At 72.2% G+C, this 4,066-nt stretch carries 5 protein-coding genes; 1 reads left to right on the top strand and 4 read right to left on the bottom strand.

Annotated features, from left to right (window positions below; translation table 11 throughout):
- The first annotated feature begins 86 nt into the window (after positions 1-86).
- Positions 87-1,208, top strand: a complete 1,122-nt coding sequence (locus tag VR44_RS33705; RefSeq protein ID WP_045951443.1) for a protein kinase family protein — start codon at positions 87-89, stop codon at positions 1,206-1,208.
- 180 nt (positions 1,209-1,388) lie between these two features.
- Here VR44_RS33705 and VR44_RS33710 read toward each other — a convergent pair whose 3' ends face one another.
- The 4 genes from VR44_RS33710 to VR44_RS33720 form a co-directional block, all read right to left on the bottom strand.
- Positions 1,389-1,790 carry a GntR family transcriptional regulator gene (locus VR44_RS33710; RefSeq protein ID WP_045951444.1) on the bottom strand — a complete coding sequence of 134 codons (402 nt, stop codon included), beginning with the start codon at positions 1,788-1,790 and terminating at the stop codon, positions 1,389-1,391.
- Positions 1,791-1,934: 144 nt separating this feature from the next.
- Positions 1,935-2,093, bottom strand: a complete 159-nt coding sequence (locus VR44_RS45515; RefSeq protein ID WP_157880490.1) for a hypothetical protein — start codon at positions 2,091-2,093, stop codon at positions 1,935-1,937.
- Positions 2,094-2,232: 139 nt separating this feature from the next.
- Positions 2,233-2,715 (bottom strand): macro domain-containing protein, encoded by a 483-nt coding sequence (locus tag VR44_RS33715; protein ID WP_045951445.1) that lies wholly within the window; start codon positions 2,713-2,715, stop codon positions 2,233-2,235.
- 72 nt (positions 2,716-2,787) lie between these two features.
- Positions 2,788-3,990, bottom strand: a complete 1,203-nt coding sequence (locus tag VR44_RS33720) for a DNA topoisomerase subunit B (protein WP_045951446.1) — start codon at positions 3,988-3,990, stop codon at positions 2,788-2,790.
- Positions 3,991-4,066: the final 76 nt, after the last annotated feature.

Consider the following 4,066-nt stretch of genomic DNA (forward strand, 5'->3'; position numbering starts at 1 on the left):
GTATAAGAGACAGCGCTCGGCGGCTGAGGGGGATGCGGGATGCTGACGACGGGGGGCTGAGGATGAGGGGAAGGGGGAACGGGCACATGGTCACCGACGCCCTGCTCGGGGGCACCGAGGAGGATCCCACGACGGACCACCCCGACGCGCGGTACGCCGCGCGTCTGGCGGCCCACGGCACCGTCTCGACCCGTCTGTCGCTGCTGAGCGACCGCCGGCTCGGCGACCTGGTGGCCTCCGCCCGTCCGGCCGGCTCCGGCATCGGCGGCAGGACGGCGGAGCTGGACGTGGACGGGGTACGGGTCTTCGTCAAGAGGGTGCCGTTGACGGACGTCGAGATCCAGCCGGAGAACGTACGCTCCACGGCGAACCTCTTCGGTCTGCCGACGTTCTACCAGTACGGCCTGGGCTCGGCCGGGTTCGGCGCCTGGCGTGAGCTGGCGGTCCACACCATGACCAGCAACTGGGTCCTGGCCCGGGAGTACGAGGGCTTTCCCCTCATGCACCACTGGCGCGTCCTCCCCGACACCCCTCCCGAGGGCTTCATGGACGCCCTCGGGGGCATCGACGGAGCGGTCGCCCACTGGGACGGCTCCCAGGCGGTCCGCGAGCGGCTGGAGGCCATCGGCCGTTCCTCCCACAGCCTGGTGCTCTTCCTCGAGCACGTGCCGCAGACCCTCGGTGCGTGGCTGCGCGAGCAGCGGCTGGACGCCGAGCCGACCGGCGCCGGCTCCCCTTACCCGAGGGTGGAGGAGGCCCTGGCGTGCGGAGCGGCGTTCATGAACGCCCGCGGGCTCGTGCACTTCGACGCCCACTTCGACAACGTCCTGACCGATGGCCGGCTGATCTACTTCGCCGACTTCGGACTGGCCCTGAGCTCGGGCTTCGAGCTCTCGGCGGCCGAGGAGCGGTTCCTGTCGGACCATCTCGCGTACGACCGCCACTACATCGCGGGCCATCTGCTCCGCCTCCACCTCGTCGACCGCCTCCGGGGCGATACGGAGAGGGACGTGTTCCTGGAGGACTGGGTCGCGGGACGAAGGCCCGACGGGGTGCCCCCGGAGCTCGCCGCGATCCTCGAACGGCACGCCCGGACCGCCGTGATCCTGCGCGGCTTCCACCGCCGGATGCTCCAGGAGAGCAAGCGGACGCCCTTTCCGGCCGCCGAGCTCGCCCGCGCCGAGGCCGCCGGGACGACACAGGGCTGACGCGGGGACGAGGGGACGCGGCCGACTCCAGCCGAGCCCCCTCCGCCCCTCCTGCCGGAGCCGCTCGCCGGCCCGCTCATTCCCCGAGCCAGGCGGCGGGAATGCGGAAGGAACAGTCGCGCAGGGCCCAGCCGCCGCGCCTGAACCTCCTTCCGAGGCCGTGCACTTCTAAGTCTGCCGTCATGTCTCGTCCCCCTGGTTCGTTTCGTTCTCGGATCCGGTCAGCACGGCGGTGAACAGTGCGGTGATGTCGTCCTCCTCCAGCCCCGCGCGCCGGGCCCGTGCCAGCCAGGCGGCGAGCTCGGTGCGCAACGCGGCGTCGGCGGCGCCGCCTTCGCCGAGCGTCCGGCGGACGAAGGTGCCGAGTCCCCGGCGGCCCTCGACCAGGCCCTCGCGTTCGAGTTCCCGGTACGCCTTGAGCACCGTGTTGGGATTGATGGCGAGGGCCTCGACCACCTCACGGGCGGTGGGCAGCCGGTCCCCGGGCCGCAACAGGCCCAGGCGGAGCGCCTGTTTGGTCTGCTGCACGATCTGGAGGTAGGTGGCCAGACCACTGCGCCGGTCGATGCGGTACTCGACCACGTCGACGCACCATCCTTTCACTAAGGAAGTGGTGAAAGGATGGTGTGCGGAGGTGCGTATGTCAACGTCGGCGGCGGACGCCTACGCGAAGGCGGCGGCCGTGACCTGCGACGAACGGCGGCTCTCCGCCGTTGCGGGGCCGGCCTACCGGCCGAAGAGGGAGCCCGGCGTCAGACCGTGCCGGGTGCGCAGGCGGCCGGCGTGCCGCGTACCTGTCGGGAGGGCGCGGACGGTCTTGGCCCATGCCGAAGCGGTGTCGGGCACATGCCTGCCGTTCTCCCCGGGCCAGGAGTACTCCCGCATGCGCTGATCATGCCAGCCGACCCGGGCCGACCCGGGCCGGGCCAGCCAGCCGGACGCCAACGGGCCGCCGTCGCGGGGCGTTGGCGTCCGGGGAGGCCGCCGCCTCCGGCCTACGACGGCTGTGGCGCGACGGCGTGGCTCAGGCGCCGTCGTGGTCGTACACCGTCACCGCCACGCCCTTCGCGGAAAGGGCCTGGCTGATCAGTGGTTCCACGCGGGACCACTTCCCGCCGGCCAGTCCGCAGCCGATGCGGGGCATATGGACCGAGGCGCCCAGTTCGACGGCGTGGTCGGAAAGGGCGGTCAGGCAGCGTTCCAGGGCGTCGTAACGGATGGGGACCCCCGCGCTGCCGGTGCGTATGCCCCGTTGGCCGATCATGTTGGCGACCCAGGTGTCGGGCCGGACGCGGACCAGCCGGACCGCGCCGAGGCCGAAGTCGTTGCCGGAGCGGCCGCGGTGCCAGGCCCGGTAGTCCTTCTCGGGTTCCGGCCAGCGCTTGGATATGGCCAGCACGAAGCCCTTTCCCCAGCCGCCGAGATCGTTGCAGACATGCGCGATGATCTTGGGTCCCTTGGCCTGCGGACTGGTGGCGTCTCCGGAGATGATCGTGATCGGCGTCATGTCATGAGCCTACGGGGGACCACTGACATTCCCCTGCCGGCAGCCAAGGGGTGGCCGCGTACGCGGGCGCGGTCAGCCGCCGAGGGCGTCCAGGGCGGCGGTGACGCGGTCGGTGACGGTCGCCGCCAGCTGAGGGTCCTCGGCCAGCCAGGCGCCCAGGTGCTCCCGCACGGCATCCGCCACGCGGTCGCGCACACCGTCGTTGCCCAGTCCGCCGCGCGTGGCACCCGTGAACTCGGGCCGGTCGAGCTTCACCGAGACGACCGCCGTCAGGCCCCCGCTCACCTGGCCGGCATCGAGACCGGGGGCCGCCGGCGAGACCAGCCCGCGCTCGCGGGCGAAGGCGGCGACCGCTGCGGCGAGCCCGGCGCGGAAGCCCGCCACGTGCGTGCCGCCGCAGGGGGTGGGGGAGCTGTTGGCGAAGCCCCGGACCTCCTCCCCGTGGTCGCTGCCCCAGCTCAGGGCGACTTCGACCGAACCCGCGATCCGCGGCTCCTCCAGGGCGAAGCCGTGCACCTTCCCGTGGACGGACGCCGTAGCCCGCCGCCCCGCCAGGAAGGCGACGAAGTCCCGTACCCCGCCCGGGGAGCGGAACCGCTCCGACCGTGCCCGGTCCACCGACCGCTGGTCGGTCAGGTGGATGTCGAGGCCGGGGTTGAGGAAAGCCAGTTCCCTGAAACGTTCCGCCAGTACGTCGAACGAATGCTCCGCCGCACCGAAGACCTCCGCGTCGGGCCGGAACGTGACGACGGTGCCGGGCGCGGCACCCGCCCCGTCCACCGCCTCCGATACCTGCGGAGCCTCCGGTCCGACCGCGAAGCCGCGCTCGTAACGGTGCACCCGCCGGGTTTCCCCGTGCATGAACTCCGCCGTCAGCCGGCTCGACAGGGCGTTGGCCACGAAGGGTCCCATGCGCGAACCGCACCTGCTGAGGTCCACGGAGTGACGGCTCCAGACCGCCGGCTGGGCGTCGACGTCGGCCAGCAGGGCTTCGAGGCGGGGGGTCCGGGGGTCTGCGTTGCCGCCGTCCGGCGCCACCCGCGGGCCGTCGACGGCGATCCGTACCCACCCCTCCGGGGCCAGGGTGACGTCCACTCGGCCGGCACGGCCGGCGAGGACCTCGTTCACCCCCCAGTCGCAGAGCTCGAACAGCTGGTGGTGCAGCCCGCGTTCGTCGGCCGAGCCGACGTACATCCCAGGCCTCCTCCGGATGGCCTCGCGCGGGTCCAGCACCTGGATGTGGGAGGCGTCGTACGTGCTCCGGTCCTCACTCACGAAGTCCCCTTCGGTAGCGTCCAGTAGACCTCCACAGCCTAGGTGGAATCCGGAGAAACACCAGGTCAGGGCGGTA

It is taken from the genome of Streptomyces katrae (assembly GCF_000966975.1).
Classification (GTDB): Bacteria; Actinomycetota; Actinomycetes; order Streptomycetales; family Streptomycetaceae; genus Streptomyces; species Streptomyces katrae.

Excerpts from the sequence above, each read along its gene's own strand:
- VR44_RS33705 (WP_045951443.1), top strand. The coding sequence starts at position 87 with ATGGTCACCGACGCCCTGCTCGGGGGCACCGAGGAGGATCCCACGACG.
- VR44_RS45515 (WP_157880490.1), bottom strand. The coding sequence starts at position 2,093 with ATGCGGGAGTACTCCTGGCCCGGGGAGAACGGCAGGCATGTGCCCGAC.
- VR44_RS33715 (WP_045951445.1), bottom strand. The coding sequence starts at position 2,715 with ATGACGCCGATCACGATCATCTCCGGAGACGCCACCAGTCCGCAGGCC.